Raw genomic sequence first — 13,052 nt, 5'->3', positions numbered from 1 at the left:
GTCCGTCCGGACCAAGACTGCTGTGCAGGGATCGTTCAAGGTTCAGCAGACGTATAAGGACCTGGGAGGCAGTCTTGTCGAAAAATTCCCTTATGCACCACCCCGCCACTTATTTTGTACAGCGGACCATGCCATGACCGCCGTGACGCAGGACACACTGGTCTCCACCGATCCCGCGTCCCCTGCGGAACTGGTCGCCGAGATTCCCGCCGCCACCGCCGCGCAGGCCACGAGGGCCGTACGGTCGGCGCACCGGGCCTGGGACGACTGGTCCCGGGTTGCCGCGGGGCAGCGTGCTCGCGCTCTGGACGCGACGGCCGATGTGCTGGCTGCCGAGGCGGACGAGCTGGCCCTGCTGATCTGCAGGGAGGAGGGAAAGATCCTCAAGGCCGCACGGGGCGAGGTCGCCAAGACCGTCGAGCAGTTCCGGCTCGCGGCGCAACTCGCCTTCCTTGTGGAGGGGACCACGTATCCGCGCGAGTCCGCCGGGGCCTCGGCGTGGACACTGCGGGTCCCGCTGGGCGTCGTCGTGGCCGTCACGCCCTGGAACTTCCCGCTCTCCCTGGCCGCGCGCAAGATCGCGCCCGCCCTCGCCGCGGGAAACACAGTTGTCTTCAAGCCATCTCCCGTGACCGCCGCTGTCGGTGCGTTCCTGGCAGGGGCCTGCCACCGGGCCGGTGTTCCGGAGGATGTGCTCCATGTCGTCCAGGGTGACTCCCCAGAGGCGATGGCGGCGCTGGTCGGTGCCCCCGAGACGCGGGCGCTGACCTTCACCGGCTCCGACGCGGTAGGCGCGGCCCTGCGCCGTACGGCGAACCCGGCGGCCCGGCTCCAGTTCGAACTCGGCGGTCACAACGCGGCGTTCGTCTGCGCCGACGCCGATCTGCCGCGCGCCGCCCGCGAAGTCGCCGCAGGTGCCCTCGGGCTCACCGGACAGGTGTGCACCGGGACGGACCGGGTGCTGGTCGAACGGGCTGTACTGGAGGAATTCACTGCCCTGCTGGGCGAGCAGGCGGCCGAGCTCACCGCCGGGCCGGGACAGGACCCTCGTACGGACCTGGGCCCCGCAGCCACCGCCGCGCAGCGTGAGCGCCTCACCAAGCTGCTGGACTCCGCCCTGGCAGCGGGCGCGACCGTCGCGGGTCAGGGCACGCTCTCCCCCGCCGCGGACCCGGCCGGCCACTGGGTCCTGCCGACCGTCCTGACCGGCGTACCTGAAGATCACCCGGTGAACACCCAGGAGATATTCGGCCCGTTGCTGTCCGTTGTCCCCGTCGACGGCGCCGCGCGCGCGATCGCCGCCATCAACGCCGACAGCCACCGGCTCGTCACCGCGGTGCACACGCGCGACCTCGGCACCGCCGGCCGCTTCCTGCACGAGGCGCGCTGCGGCATCGTCAAGGTCAACGAGCGCACTACGGGAAACGGCGTCGCCCCGCCGTTCGGCGGCTGGGGTGCCTCCAGTTCCGGCGCCTTCCCCGAGGGCGGCCGCACCGCACTCGACTTCGTCACCGATACCAAGACCGTCTACTGCGACTACCTGACCCCACGGGAGCGTTGATGCACACCATTCACCGGCTGACCCTCGCCGACGCGCTGATCATGCTGGAGGCCGCGGAGGCCGAGGCGCAACGTCTCGGGGTGAAGCAGACCATTTGCATCGCCGACGACGGAGCGCACCCGATCGCTCTGCACCGCATGACAGGCGCGCGGCTGACGGGCGTCGAGATCGCCATCGCCAAGGCGTTCACCGCCGCAGGGCACCAGCGCGCGACCCACCTCTTCAACGAGCCCCCGGGCGGCCCCGCCCTGCCCGGCAACGAGGCGTACGGCATCCAGCACATGTACCCGGGCCGCTTCGCCGCCTTCGTCGGCGGCTTCCCCATCGTCCACGACGGCCAGGTGGTCGGCGCGGTCGGCGTCAGCGGCGGCAACGGCGAGCAGGACAAGGCGGTGGGCGCGGCGGCACTGGCGGCGTTCACGGCCGAGGTCGCCGGCGGACAGGTCGGCTGAATAGCCCGATCCTCCACACAGGAGACGTTCGGATGAATGGACGGTATGACCGCCGCTTCGAGGTGGTCATGACCAGCCGGCGCATGTCGTCCCGGACCGTGTCCGCGTCCCACCGGGCCCTGCGCAGCAGCCGCTGCATCGCCTCCGGACGGTCATGCCCGGCGTGCTCGGCCAACGACCAGCAGGGTCTTGCGTTCAAGGCCGGACAGCATCCCAGTCACGAACACCCGTGCTGTCGCCCGCGGTTCTACTCGCGAGAACCGCCCCGCGGTCCGGGCCATCACCTCGTCCATGAGCACACGCCACCGGTCAGGGTCTACCTATGACCTGCGGCCACCGCACGATCTTGAAAGAGTCCACACGCCTCACCAAGATCACGCGGTGGCCGTACTGGTTCCCGATCCGCGCCTCCGCGGCGCAGCGCGGTCGAAATCGGTCAAGCGGGGAGCATTAGCTCAGTCCCAGCCGGGGGATCTCCCGTCCCGCGGAGCGGTCCATGACCATCTGCAGTCCGGCCTCGCGAGTCCTGTCGTAGGCGGCCTCGTCTATGACGCCCAGCTGGAACCAGACCGCCTTGGCGCCGAGCGTCACAGCCTGGTCGGCGACGTCGCCGGCGAGGGCGGAGTTGACGAACACGTTCACCACATCCACCGGGAAGGGGATCTCCGCCAGCGAGGCGTAGCCCTGCTCGCCGTGCACAGTCTCGGCCTTGGGGTGCACGGGCACCACCTTCTTGCCGATGCGCTGCAGCTTCTCGGCCACGCGGTAGGCGGCCCGTTCGGGGTTGTTGGACAGACCGACCACGGCCCAGATGTCTCCGGCGTTGGTGAGGATGTCCCGTATTGTCATGTCATCGCCATAGAGCGTCATGAGGGTTCAACGTCGGCGACGGCGCGCCAGTTCCCGGCTGGCGCGCCTCGCCGAAGCGGCCGCAGGCGTCCATCGTGCGTCCGCTCGAGAAGCCGGCGCAACTGCCGACCACTTGCCGTGCAGAGGGGCATGGCGTGGGACCTTCGTTTACGGCTGAAACACTAAGGGTGCTCGGGTCAAACATGGGTCATCGGCGGTACGGAGCTCGGTGACCGGTTTTCAGCGCTGCACGACCGTCGGCCCGCCGGGCAAGTGCCTGGTGGACGGGCCACGGGCAGGGAGGGGCTCGTCTTCTCGCGCTCGCGCAGCTTCAGCCCCGGCAGTACCAGGATGTGAGCAAGATCCGCTCCCCATCGCACAGTTGCACTCAGAACACAACCCGCCGTTTTTTAGCCAAAGACACCAAACGATCTTGGCTGGGATGGGTCGACTTATGGATCATATGACGGTCGGCCGCCTGAGGGGCGGGGGCCACGGCCCGACGGACGACCTCCGTGTCCCGCTGGACACGGAGGAAGCACGGAGAAGGGCTTGTTGTCGTGGAATTGTTCACCAACCGACACCACGAGGATCTGCGACATTGGGTGCGTGAATTCGGCGAACAAGTGGTGCGGCCGCGGATAGCGGAGATGGAGGCCTCTCCCGGGTCCGTTGACCATGAGCTGGCCCGGGCCATCGCCCGCCAGGGCTGGATCGGGGCGACTGTCGACCCCGCCTACGGGGGGATGGGCGCCGGACACCTGGGCAAGACGATCATTATCGAGGAAATGTCCCGCGTGAGCGGGGCGATGGGGGCGATGGTCCAGGCCTCCCAGCTCGGCGTCGCCAAGATCATCCACTTCGGCAACGACCTCCAGAAGCAGACCTGGCTGCCGCGCATCGCCGCCGGCGACTGCCTGCCGACGATCGCGGTCACCGAGCCAGAGTCAGGGGGCCATGTCCTGGGCATGGGCAGCACCGCTGTCCGCGACGGCGACGACTACATTCTCAACGGCCGCAAAGTCTTCGTGGGTAACTCCCACGTCGGCGACCTGCACGGCGTCGTCGTCCGTACCGGCGCCGGGTCGAAGGGACTGTCGGCCTTCCTCGTCGAGGCCGACCGCCCCGGCTTCTCGCTCGCCGAGCAGCAGCCCGCTATGGGCTTGCACGGCTTCAGCTTCGGCGAGCTGATCTTCGACAACTGCCGGGTACCGGCAGGGAATCTGCTCGGAAAGGAGGGCCAAGGCCTCGATGTCGCGTACTCCTCAAGCGTGCTCTACGGCCGTGCCAACCTCACCGCGGTCTCCCTGGGCATCCACCAGGCCGTCCTCGACGAGACGGCCGCCTTCTGCATCGAGCGCGAGCGGTACGGCAAACCGCTCGGCGAGCTCGGCAACATCAAGCTCAAGCTGGGCAGGATGCAGTCCCGGCTGATGACCGCCCGGCTGGCCGCCTACCACGCCGTGTACCTGCTCGACCGCGGTCTCCCTTGCGACGCGGAGCTGATGAACGCCAAATTCCTCAATGTCGAGTACGCGATCGAATCGGCCCGCGACGCCTTGGAAATCCACGCCGCGTGCGGCCTGTTCACCGAGCGCCCCGTGGAGCGCTACCTGCGCGACGCCCACCACATCTACGCACCCGCCGGTACCTCCGACATCCAGCTCCTGCGCCTGGGTGAAGTGGCGCTCGGCACGGCCAAGGGCCAGTGGTCCGAGCGCATGGCCGACCTGGTACGGACCGCGCGGACGGAGCCTCTGGAAGGGCAGCTCGAGACAGTTGGCTTTTCGGTGTGAACGCAAGGGAGCCACGGACACAGCGTCGTGCCCGCGGCTCCTTCATCTGTATCAGGCGCCCTCCCGCAGAGGGCGCCTCCGCTCGCTCAGCGTCGGTCTCCGGCCTCCATGTCGTCAATCCGGTCGACCAGTTCGTTTGCCATCGACTTGATGGTTTCCAGACCCTGCCGCCCCCACGGTCGTGTATCCGTGTCCACTACGCAGATCGTACCCAGGGCCATCCCTGTCTGACGGTCGATCAGCGGCGCACCCATATACGAGCGAATGCCGATCTCGTCCACGACCGGGTTTCCGGCGAACCTCGGATAGTCGCAGACGTCCTCGAGCACCAGCGCCTTGCGCCGCACGACGACGTGCGGGCAGTAGCCGTGATCCCGGGCCATCACCCGGCCCGGCTGGGCCTGCTGCGGCGCAGGCATCAGCTCCACCCCCGCCTGGTCGGCCCCAGGTGTGTAGAGCCCGGCGAAGTACTGGCGGTTCTCATCTATGAAGTTGACCATCGCGTACGGCGCGCCCGTGATTCGCGCAAGGTTGCGTGCGAACTCGTCGAACTCCGCGACTGGAGTGTCTCCGATCCCGATCTCGCGCAGCCTGGCCACCCGGGCCGGCGCGTCGCGGTCCTCGGGGGTCAGCAGCAGATGGCCGGTCGGGTCGTACGGGGCGGAGGGACCAGGGGCAGACATAGGAGCTCCGTTCTACGGCGGATTCGGCTGCGCTGAGCGAGAGTCAGCGCAGCAGGTTGGGCTCCGCCGCCGGCGTTCCGGGAGCGGAGCTGAGCAGGTGCTGTACGAGTGCGACCAACACGCCGGTGCTGGAGTTGCACTGCCGGGCGTCACACATCACGACGGGCACATCGGGCTTGAGGTCGATGGCGGCGCGGATCTCTTCAGGGTGGTAGCGGTAGGCGGCGCCGTCGAACTCGTTGACCGCCACCACGAACGGGATGTTGCGGCGTTCGAAGAAGTCGATGGCGGCGAAGCAGTGGTCGAGTCTGCGGGTGTCGGCGAGCACCACGGCGCCGAGCGCCCCGTTGGACAGCTCGTCCCACATGAACCAGAACCGCTCTTGCCCGGGAGTGCCGAACAGGTAGAGGACGTAGTCCTTGTCGAGGGTGATGCGGCCGAAGTCCATCGCCACGGTGGTGGTCGTCTTGTCCTCGACTCCGAGCAGGCTGTCCGTGCGGGCACTGATCTGGGTCAGCAGCTCCTCGGTGCTCAGGGGCGCGATCTCGCTCACCGCTCCGACGAAGGTCGTTTTGCCTGCCCCGAAACCTCCGGCTATGAGGATCTTCAGGGCGGTGGGGAAGGGGTCAGAGCCGCTCGCGTAGACCATGCAGCACCGCCTCCAGTACTTTTCGGTCGGTTGGGATTGCCGCCTCGACGGCACGGGGTGCCCGTGTGGTGAGCGCCCCGTGCTTCTTGAGGTCGGAGAGCAGGACTTTGGTGATGACGGCCGGCAGCCGCATGTGGGCGGCCACCTCGGCCACCGACATGGGGCCGCCGCACAGGTCGAGGACCTGGTCGTGGTCGGGGCCGAGATAGGTCTTCGGCTGGGTGCCGGTGGCCATCACCAGGGTGAGAAGGTCAAAGTGCGCCGAGGGGCGGGTGCGCCCGTCGCTGACGGTGTAGGGCCGGACCAAACGCCCGGCCTTGTCGTCCAGCCACGTCCCGTCCTGCGCGTCCGACATCCTCAGCGCCCCGTGCCGTGCGGCGGGTGCGCCGGCTGGCGGGCAGGCGTGGCAAGGAACGGGCGGACGCTCTTGACCAGCATTCCCATCTCGTAGCCGAGTGTGCCCGCATGAGTCTCCGGCCCGGCGAGGACGGCCAGGACGGCGCCTGAGCCCGCTGAGGACACGAAGAGGAATGCGGTGGTCAGCTCCACCACCACCTGGCGCACTTCGCCGCCGCCGCTGAAATGCTGGCCGACGCCCCGCCCGAGTGAGCTGAGCCCGGACGCCATGGCGGCCAGGCGGTCAGCTTCGTCGTTGTTGAGCCCCACAACGGCCTTCTTCAGCCCGTCGGAGGACAGCAGCAGTGCATGGCGGGTGCCCGGCACCTTGTCAATCAGGTTCTGCAGGAGCCAGTCGAGCTTGTCGTGGCGGGTTTGGATATCGCTCACCATCGTGGCGTTCTTCTCCTTGGGGGTTAGTACGGAGCCTGCGGTTAGCGAGAGCTGTTGGCGGGACTCTCGCCCGGTGCGTCATCGGCGAGATTGAAGCCTCGCGTGAAATCAGCCGCCAGGCCCGGGGTGGGCTCCATTTCCTGTTCGTCCCCCGTCATGCGAGTGCTGCGTGTGTCCCGGAGCTCCGGGACCAGGTGCTCCTGCGCGCGGCGCTTCGGCAACTGCGGTCGCCCGTCCTGGGCGTCGACGTCGTGCGCGGGCCCGCGGTGGTCCCGCGGTGCCGCCGGCTCGGCGGTCCGGGAGTGATACTGCGGTACGGACGTCGACATGGTCAGAGGCCGGGCCTCAGGCAGCGGCTGCGCCACCGCTGGGGGAGCGGCCAAGGTCTGAGCCGCGGGCGCCGCCTGCGTGGCAGGAGGCTGGGCTGGGACCACCGGGGCGGGCCGGGGCATGTCGGCTGCCGCCTGCTGCGGCACATCGACGGACTCATCACCGAGCAGCCGGTTCGGGATTACGACGACCGCCTGGATGCCGCCGTAGATGTTGCTCCTCAGCTGAACCGCGATGCCGTGCCGACGGGCCAACGCGGAGACCACGAAAAGGCCGATGCGGCCATCCGCGAGCATCTTGCTGACGTCGACGTGGTTTGGTTCGGCGAGCAGCGCGTTGATCCGCGTCTGCTCCTGGGCGGGTATCCCGAGCCCACGGTCCTCAACCTCTACGGCCAGCCCGGCTGTCACCCCTTGGGAGCGAAGCAGCACTTGAGTCCCCGGGTCGGAGAACATCGTGGCGTTCTCGACCAATTCGGCCAGCAGGTGAATGATGTCGGCGACAGCGTGGCCGCGCAGCGTCCCCTCGATCGGCGGCACGAGCTTGACCTGGGGGTAGCGCTCGACCTCGGCGATCGCGGAGCGCAGCACCTCCGTCAAGGTCACCGGGCGGCTCCACTGGCGGCGGGAGACGGCGCCTCCGAGCACCGCGAGGTTCTCCGCGTGCCGCCGGATGCGGGTCGTCAAGTGGTCTACGTGAAAGAGGCCCTTGAGCAGTTCGGGGTCCTCAACCTCGTTCTCCAGCTGGTCGAGCATCTCGATCGAGCGGTGCACGAGAGACTGCAGCCGTCGAGCAAGATTGACGAAGACCTCGACCTTCTCCTCGCTCCCCTCCGAGGCGCTCCGGGCGAGCTGCGCCGCCTCTACGACGGCCGCCCCGGCCTGCCACTGGCCGCGAGTAATTTCGTACGCGAGACGGTCGAGCGCGTCCCCTCCGGGCGGAGCGTGATGGGCGAACGGGCGCTGCTCAAGTCGCTCGCCCTGATCGAGCCGGAGGAGCAGGTCCTGCAGGTCCGACTGGCCGCCGGCAGCTATTCGCTGCAGCGACGCGTACCGCCGCGCCGCGACGCGGGCCTCGGTATTGGCGGCCACCACGGCGCCGACCAGGCAGCTACAGCCGAGAACGGCGGCGCCGACGAGAACGCCCCAGGTGGCGGCGTCGGCGGTGCCCACCTGAGAAAGCAGGACAAAGACGACGACGGCAGTCGAGAGCACGGCGATGACAACCGCGGGGAGGACGGCAAGACGCACCAAACGGAACCGGGTGGCGGAGTCCGGCGCCGGTTCCTGGGCCGACGGCCTGCCGTGCCTCTTCCGTTTCCGATTCTGTGTCGGGGGCATCGGCCGACCGGGTTCCGGGCGCACTGTAAAAGTCGGGGCTTCAGGCATCGGAGTCCTCTCGATCAGCCAGTACGGACACGGGGGGGGACGCACCGCAGGCCAACCGTCAACACGGGTACACGATTGGACAGTTAATGGCGTCGATACCCTACGACACCTTCATCCTGGTGACGTAATCGCACCGACGTTCTCTCGCTCATCCCGAAACAGGTGTTCGAGGCACTCTGCAACGACTTCCCCCACCGCGCGCCCGGTGCGCCGGCAACCGCGGGGCGTATGGGTCGAACGCCCCTAACCGGAACGTTCCGCAGGGCCGGGCGACTTCGTTTGTTGTGATGTGCGATTCACGAGTCGGCCGGGCCCGGACCGCACCACACCGCATCCGGAAGAGGCAGCCCTCCAGGAGTTCGAGCGCCGTAGCCCGATCGGCGCGGAGACGGCCCGTCCCATGCGCCTGACGCTGCCTCACGTGAGCGCTGGCCGGCCACATATCCATCGCAGGCCGAACGGGCGCGGGGTCGCGGGACTTGCCCGCACCGCCCGCGCCCGCCACGGCCCGGCCCAACCTGTCCGCCTCGCCGTCCTCAGCCGTCATCCGGCATGGGTGCCGGCCGGGCCTCCTGCATCCGTTCCGGCGTCCAGTAGTCCCGCACCTCGTCGGGGCTCTGCCGCACATCGCTGCTGGTGGTCCCGGAGTCCGGCTGCGGCTCGGGGGCCGGGGCGGCCGCGGCGGTACGCCAGGCGGCCGACGCCACGACAGCGGCGAGCAGGGCGGCGGCGGTTCCCCATCGGCTCAAGCTACTGCGACGCATTGGGCTGCTCCTTGTCAGGGTGTCAGGTTGTCAGGTGACGCTGCCTTGGGCGTCGAACATCGCCTTGACGGCGTCATCGAAGTACGAGCTCCGGTTCCAGCCGCCTGTGGCGAGCGTGCTCATCGCTCCGTTGACGTACCCCAGTCCGTTGGAGTCGTTGAACTCCCGCAGCCACGGCCCGCCGCTCGATCCGCCGCCGAAGTCACACTGGAGTTCAATACGGCCGTCGCTGACCGCTCGCGTGGTGCCCTGGCAGGCCCACTGGATCTGGCCGTTGTCGCGGTTGCCCGGGTAGCCCATCACGGTCATGGCCTGGGTGCGCGAGTAGTTCCAGCTCAGTCCGTGACCGCCGGTGACATTGACGATCTTGTTGCCGTTGAGCGGCCAGGTGGTCACCATCGCCACGTCCCGGCCGAGGTCGCTGTTGCTGATCCAGGTGTTGAAGGTGCGGAACTGCTTGGCGGCGAAAGTACCGAAGGGACGGGCGCCGGAGCGGTAGCGCGGCGCATAGGTCCAGTTTGTCATCCAGGTGCCGCCACTGCCTCCGTGTACACAGTGGCCGGCGGTGATCAGCATCTGCTTGGAGGCGCTGTTGAGGGCACTGGCCGAGCAGGAGTAGTTGAGTCCGTTGGTGGGGTTGGTGAAGAACACCTTGCCCACCGCGGCGGATTCAGTGACCAGCGGCCTGAGCGTGTCCGACCGCCCCGGGGCGGGCGGGGTCGATCCCGGCTGCCCGGTGGGTCCGGCCTTGCTCTGGGCGGCGCGCGGCGACCCGGCTGTCCGGTCGAGCAGGATGGCCTTCCTCATCCGCTCCGGCGTCCAGTAGCGGGCCAGCTCGGCTGCGGTGGCCGCCGAGTCGACCGGCGTACCGTTGGCGAGCCGCGGAGTGGGGCCGGCGGTGGTCGCGGCCCCGGCGGGGACGGCGGCGGATCCGGGCCCGGTGGGTGCGGGTCCCGCCGTGGCGGGACCAGCCCCGACCAATGCCAGCATGGCGGCAGTGGCCAGCGGTAGAAGTGCCTGTCTGAGACTGCGCACGAGTGGTACCCCCAATGGTCGATTCGGGCGCACATTGCTGCAGTTCGCCAGTCAATGTGCGGAGCAATAGCGACCGTAGGTCTGGCAAGTGCCCGCGTGATAGTCCGAAATGAGTCCCTCCGCTATTCACTTACCGTGCCGCGTATTTCGGTCAGTCCCTGATTCACCGCTTGCCTGCCGAATGCTTGTGTGCTGGGTGCTGAGAGCGCACGTGAATACGGGGGCGCTGGTGCGGCGTCAGCAGGCAGGGCGGGTGAACTCTTTTGCCTTCGCGGCACCTTGTGAAGTCCGGCAGCATTGCGGGCGTGCTCGTGATGCGCCGTCGGACGCGGGAATTTGCTCTCCTCTCCGCCGGAAAACGAGACCTTTCCGGGAGGTCACTTCCACCTCACTCGCCCCACGGCGAACATCTCAGCGGCCGGGAACCGCACCTGCTCCCGCCGCGCCCCCTCTTCGACAATCGGACCGGGCCGGGAACCGCACATGCCTCCCCAGCGCCCGCTCCTCGGCGGTCGGACCACCACCGTCGGGATACCCCATGGATGTCAGATAGTCGACACCACGTCAGCAGTCATCAATGCGCAAGCCATAACCCTGATGCTTGAAGATTTCTGATTGCGTTGATGCATAAACCTGAACGCCGCCTCTTACAGAAAGGCCGAGCTCGGTCACGATCAGCGCATTCTGATTTGTTGTGCGTGTGTGTGGGAGCTGCTGGGCCCTCAGGCCGTGACGCCCGCCTCCGTCAGGAACGGGGCTCGGCCGGCCCGATCAGGATGCGTGCAGGCTGTCCCGCGTCGAACTTCTCCCGGGCGTCGAAGGCCCCCTGCTTGAAGGTGCCTTGGAGTTTGCCGAGCTGGGCGCAGAAGCCCATGTCGAAGGCGAGGTGCGGCAAGGCGTTCTGTTCTGAGTACGTGCTGCCTGGGTCCTACCAGTTCAAGGTGTACTAGGTGTACGCGTAGCTCATCCGGTGGCGTCGCCGTCGAGGCCGAGGCGGATCACTGCGAGTGCCTCGGCGATCTCGACACTCAACTCGTCCTCGGGGCCGAACAGCACGCACATGTCCTGGTGGAGTGGTTCGAGGATCTGCCAGGCCTCGGCCGCTCGTCCCTGGGCAAGCAGCAGCATCCCGATGTTGTGCCGCAGCTCGACGGCCTCCTCGCTGACGTCGCTGTCGAGGGTCCGTACGACGTCCAGTACGCCCTGGAGCGCGGCGAGCGCATCGGTGACCTGGCCCAGTTCGGCGCGGCAGCGGGCGGCCTGGGCGCGGCAGGCCCGGGCCTGCTCACTGGTGGGTCCGGCGATACGGGCGTAAGCGTCAGCGAGGTTGTCGAACTCGGGCAGGGCGGCCCGGTAGTCGCCACCGAGGAGGCGGATCGCGGCTCGCTGGCGGCGCAGGGCCAGGACCGGCTTGCTCGCGGAGCCGAGGGCGAGGGTGGCGGGCTCGATGACCTCGCTGAGCACCTCGGCGGCCTGCGCGAAGCGTTCCTCTTCCAGGAGGGCGTCGGAATGGTCGTACGCCTCCTTGATGTCCTGGCGCAGCTGGGCGGGAACGGGCACCGGCTGGGCCCCCGGGGCGGGGCCGGCGGGCGCAGCACTTCCGGCCGACGACGCCTGGGTGCGGGCGCGGGGCGCGTAGGGGTGGCGGAACAAGCCCGTCGGATCGGGTACGCCAGCCGGTCCGGCCTCGGCCGCGGTGGGCTCCTGGCCGGGCGGCGGGAGGAACGGCAGCAGCCGCTCGTACACCTCCTGCGTGTCGGCGGGCCGCTGCTCGGGGGCCTTGCGCAGCAGGTGCAGGACCAGCTCCTCCAGCGCCTCGGGGACGTCGGGGCGCACTGCCGCAGCGGGGTGGGGGCGGCGTTGACGTGCTGGAACATCAGCAGGTACTCGCTCTCAGCCGTGAACACGACCCGTCCGCTGAGGAGTTCGTGCAGGACGCAGCCCGGTGCGTACAGGTCGGCACCCGGGGTGATGCGCCCGCTCCGGACCTGCTCGGGCGACATGTACTGGTAGGTGCCGACGGGGCTTCCGGTCGCGGTCAGCTTGGTGACGTCGGTGCGCAGGATCGCCGCGATGCCGAAGTCGAGGACCTTCACGGTGCCGTCGCGGGCGACAAGGATGTTTCCCGGCTTGAGGTCGCGGTGGATCACGGGCACTTCGTGCGCGTACGACAGTACGGTCGCGACCTGCGCGGCGACGGCGGCTGCCCAGCTGATGGGGAGGGGGTGGTCGGGGTGGAGGTAGGCGGACAGCGACATGCCGTCGACGAGCTCCATCACGAACAGCCGCTCGTACGACTCGTCGAGGACCGCGTCGTACACCTGCGGCACGCCGGGGTGCTGGATGCGCGCGGTGATACGGGCCTCGCGGCGGAACCGCTTGGCGAACTCCTCGGCCAGGTGCGGGGAGGTGATCGACGCCTGCCGGATGACCTTCACGGCGACGGGCCGGTCGAGGACGGCGTCATAGCCGCGCCATACGACGCCCATGCCGCCCTCGTTGAACTGCTCCAGGTGTTCGTAGCGGCCAGAGATCACCTGCTGCGGCACCTTGCCCCCGTTGTACGTGATGAACAATCACGGTCCGAAGTCAAGTGTGGCCGCTGCGTCGATCTCGTCGGGTTCGTCAGGCTGGCCACCGACCGGTCGGCCTGAGCCGTACGTAACTCCGTGGGACCTGCCGAGGGAGGCCTGGACCAGGCCGCGCAGGAGGAGCTGGACTTCTTCCACTGGTGCCCGTCGCCGCGCGAGTGGTTG

Annotated in this window: 13 protein-coding genes and 2 pseudogenes; 3 read left to right on the top strand and 12 right to left on the bottom strand. The window is 68.6% G+C overall.

The window, feature by feature from the left end; all coding sequences use genetic code 11:
* Nucleotides 1-142: 142 nt before the first annotated feature.
* Together ACWDO5_RS25600 and ACWDO5_RS25595 are read left to right on the top strand one after the other, a co-directional pair.
* On the top strand, nucleotides 143-1,561 hold the full coding sequence (locus tag ACWDO5_RS25600; protein WP_450532700.1) for an aldehyde dehydrogenase family protein: 1,419 nt from the start codon (nucleotides 143-145) through the stop codon (nucleotides 1,559-1,561).
* The gene (locus tag ACWDO5_RS25595) at nucleotides 1,561-2,013 is read left to right on the top strand and encodes a GlcG/HbpS family heme-binding protein (protein WP_450532699.1); all 453 of its coding nucleotides are present in this window, start codon (nucleotides 1,561-1,563) and stop codon (nucleotides 2,011-2,013) included. The genes ACWDO5_RS25600 and ACWDO5_RS25595 overlap by 1 nt, the downstream gene beginning before the upstream one ends.
* Before the next feature lie 79 nt (nucleotides 2,014-2,092).
* Here ACWDO5_RS25595 and ACWDO5_RS25590 read toward each other — a convergent pair.
* Both ACWDO5_RS25590 and ACWDO5_RS25585 read right to left on the bottom strand, forming a co-directional pair.
* Nucleotides 2,093-2,294: pseudogene (locus ACWDO5_RS25590) on the bottom strand (transposase); the annotation flags it as partial.
* Nucleotides 2,295-2,463: 169 nt separating this feature from the next.
* Nucleotides 2,464-2,883, bottom strand: a complete 420-nt coding sequence (locus ACWDO5_RS25585) for a CoA-binding protein (protein ID WP_450532698.1) — start codon at nucleotides 2,881-2,883, stop codon at nucleotides 2,464-2,466.
* A 539-nt stretch (nucleotides 2,884-3,422) separates the two neighbouring features.
* On the opposite strand from ACWDO5_RS25585, the gene ACWDO5_RS25580 reads away from it, so the two are divergent.
* The gene (locus tag ACWDO5_RS25580) at nucleotides 3,423-4,658 is read left to right on the top strand and encodes an acyl-CoA dehydrogenase family protein (protein ID WP_450532697.1); all 1,236 of its coding nucleotides are present in this window, start codon (nucleotides 3,423-3,425) and stop codon (nucleotides 4,656-4,658) included.
* Between the two features lie 86 nt (nucleotides 4,659-4,744).
* On the opposite strand, the gene ACWDO5_RS25575 is transcribed toward ACWDO5_RS25580, so the two are convergent.
* The 10 genes and pseudogenes from ACWDO5_RS25575 to ACWDO5_RS25530 all read right to left on the bottom strand — a co-directional run.
* Entirely contained in the window at nucleotides 4,745-5,341 is a 597-nt protein-coding gene (locus ACWDO5_RS25575; RefSeq protein ID WP_450532696.1) for a GAF domain-containing protein, read from the bottom strand.
* A gap of 43 nt (nucleotides 5,342-5,384) precedes the next feature.
* Entirely contained in the window at nucleotides 5,385-5,990 is a 606-nt protein-coding gene (locus ACWDO5_RS25570) for a GTP-binding protein (protein ID WP_450532695.1), read from the bottom strand.
* A complete protein-coding gene (locus ACWDO5_RS25565; protein ID WP_450532694.1) occupies nucleotides 5,968-6,345 on the bottom strand; it encodes a DUF742 domain-containing protein in 378 nt (125 codons plus the stop codon). Before ACWDO5_RS25565 ends, ACWDO5_RS25570 begins: the two co-directional genes overlap by 23 nt.
* Nucleotides 6,346-6,347: 2 nt before the next feature.
* Nucleotides 6,348-6,779: a roadblock/LC7 domain-containing protein gene (locus ACWDO5_RS25560; protein WP_450532693.1), complete on the bottom strand. Its 432-nt coding sequence runs from the start codon at nucleotides 6,777-6,779 to the stop codon at nucleotides 6,348-6,350.
* Between the two features lie 41 nt (nucleotides 6,780-6,820).
* Nucleotides 6,821-8,359, bottom strand: coding sequence for a sensor histidine kinase (locus ACWDO5_RS25555; RefSeq protein WP_450532692.1), 1,539 nt, complete (start codon nucleotides 8,357-8,359; stop codon nucleotides 6,821-6,823).
* Nucleotides 8,360-9,033: 674 nt separating this feature from the next.
* Nucleotides 9,034-9,261 carry a hypothetical protein gene (locus ACWDO5_RS25550; RefSeq protein ID WP_450532691.1) on the bottom strand — a complete coding sequence of 76 codons (228 nt, stop codon included), beginning with the start codon at nucleotides 9,259-9,261 and terminating at the stop codon, nucleotides 9,034-9,036.
* A gap of 30 nt (nucleotides 9,262-9,291) precedes the next feature.
* On the bottom strand, nucleotides 9,292-10,296 hold the full coding sequence (locus ACWDO5_RS25545) for a trypsin-like peptidase domain-containing protein (protein WP_450532690.1): 1,005 nt from the start codon (nucleotides 10,294-10,296) through the stop codon (nucleotides 9,292-9,294).
* A gap of 745 nt (nucleotides 10,297-11,041) precedes the next feature.
* Nucleotides 11,042-11,191 carry a hypothetical protein gene (locus ACWDO5_RS25540; protein ID WP_450532689.1) on the bottom strand — a complete coding sequence of 50 codons (150 nt, stop codon included), beginning with the start codon at nucleotides 11,189-11,191 and terminating at the stop codon, nucleotides 11,042-11,044.
* A gap of 68 nt (nucleotides 11,192-11,259) precedes the next feature.
* Nucleotides 11,260-12,845 (bottom strand): annotated as a pseudogene (locus ACWDO5_RS25535) (protein kinase domain-containing protein).
* 27 nt (nucleotides 12,846-12,872) lie between these two features.
* A partial coding sequence (locus ACWDO5_RS25530; RefSeq protein ID WP_450532688.1) for a hypothetical protein occupies nucleotides 12,873-13,052 on the bottom strand: 180 nt, incomplete at its 5' end.

Source organism: Streptomyces sp. NPDC000880, from assembly GCF_053599675.1.
The sequence above is the reverse complement of the archived record's forward strand: the minus strand, read 5'-3'. Positions and strand labels throughout refer to the sequence as shown.

Coding starts and splice junctions, on each gene's coding strand:
- ACWDO5_RS25550 (WP_450532691.1), bottom strand. CDS start 9,261: ATGCGTCGCAGTAGCTTGAGCCGATGGGGAACCGCCGCCGCCCTGCTC.
- ACWDO5_RS25570 (WP_450532695.1), bottom strand. CDS start 5,990: ATGGTCTACGCGAGCGGCTCTGACCCCTTCCCCACCGCCCTGAAGATC.
- ACWDO5_RS25560 (WP_450532693.1), bottom strand. CDS start 6,779: ATGGTGAGCGATATCCAAACCCGCCACGACAAGCTCGACTGGCTCCTG.
- ACWDO5_RS25595 (WP_450532699.1), top strand. CDS start 1,561: ATGCACACCATTCACCGGCTGACCCTCGCCGACGCGCTGATCATGCTG.
- ACWDO5_RS25565 (WP_450532694.1), bottom strand. CDS start 6,345: ATGTCGGACGCGCAGGACGGGACGTGGCTGGACGACAAGGCCGGGCGT.
- ACWDO5_RS25585 (WP_450532698.1), bottom strand. CDS start 2,883: ATGACGCTCTATGGCGATGACATGACAATACGGGACATCCTCACCAAC.
- ACWDO5_RS25575 (WP_450532696.1), bottom strand. CDS start 5,341: ATGTCTGCCCCTGGTCCCTCCGCCCCGTACGACCCGACCGGCCATCTG.